Annotated in this window: 2 protein-coding genes; one reads left to right on the top strand and one right to left on the bottom strand. The window is 44.2% G+C overall.

What is annotated here, in order from left to right:
• Positions 1–322, bottom strand: a 322-nt coding sequence (locus tag A3735_RS02980; RefSeq protein ID WP_156499356.1) for a hypothetical protein, incomplete at its 3' end; no start/stop codon positions are given.
• A 251-nt stretch (positions 323–573) separates the two neighbouring features.
• On the opposite strand from A3735_RS02980, the gene A3735_RS02975 reads away from it, so the two are divergent.
• Complete coding sequence (locus A3735_RS02975; protein ID WP_068506854.1) at positions 574–804, top strand: FeoA family protein; 231 nt, start codon at positions 574–576, stop codon at positions 802–804.
• Positions 805–868 lie beyond the last annotated feature (64 nt).

Here is an 868-nt window from a genome sequence, read left to right as displayed (position 1 = left end):
AGGCTTCATCAAAACCTACTCCGTGGTTAATCTGCGTGAGAAAGCTAAGTAATTGTTTCGCGATGGGCAGCTCGTAAAACTTTCGCCAGGTGATACCGAAGGGCGAACGCTTCTCTCCACCATGCTTTTGCATGGAATCTGCCAGGCCAACCAAACCTGCCAGCGCACCCATCATCGGCCCATGATTTAGCGCGATAATTAAACGCGGCTCCTGAGCCAGAATCGTATCAAGGTCTTCAGAGGACTTCGCTATTACGATATCTTTGATATAAAGCGTTTTGAGTAAGCGTTTAACGAAGTGGAAATCTTTGACGGTTCTCATAGAGTGCTTCGGTTTTGGTTTAGAGCTTCTATTCTAACCTCAATTGGGAAAAGGGTTGAGAAAATTTTCGCTCTCTCTTTTATAACCAATAGGAGGTAAGTCATTACCTACTCTTATCAGCCTAAGCTTGCCAATAATTGATCTAAGTCAAACGAGATTGATTCCTATTAAGCTTCAATGGTATTCATTAAGTTCTATTGATAGCCTTTAGATACGAATCATTCCTATTATTGTTTGTGAGGTGAATCTTGATGACGCAAAGCTTAAGTATGGATCGATTATCAGAAGGTCAGAACGCAACCATTACACAGATCAGTGGCGGTAAAAGCCTTGCCAGAAAAATGATAGGGCTTGGTTTGCGTGTGGGTAGTGAGGTCTGCTTGCTCCAACGTCGCCGACACGGTTTGGTTCTCGCAAATCGTGGAACGAGAATCGCCTTGGGCGATAGTATTGCCCGTCATCTTAAAGTTTCTCCTTGCTAGCAGCTTCAGAGGCCTAAGCCTATGTTAACCATCGCTCTGGGTGGCAACCCTAATTGTGGTAAGT

Source organism: Oleiphilus sp. HI0061, from assembly GCF_001635675.1.
This window is presented reverse-complemented; position numbering and strand designations above follow the sequence as displayed.

Bases quoted from the DNA above. Each gene is read 5' to 3' on its own strand.
- A3735_RS02975 (WP_068506854.1), top strand. From the start codon at position 574: ATGACGCAAAGCTTAAGTATGGATCGATTATCAGAAGGTCAGAACGCA.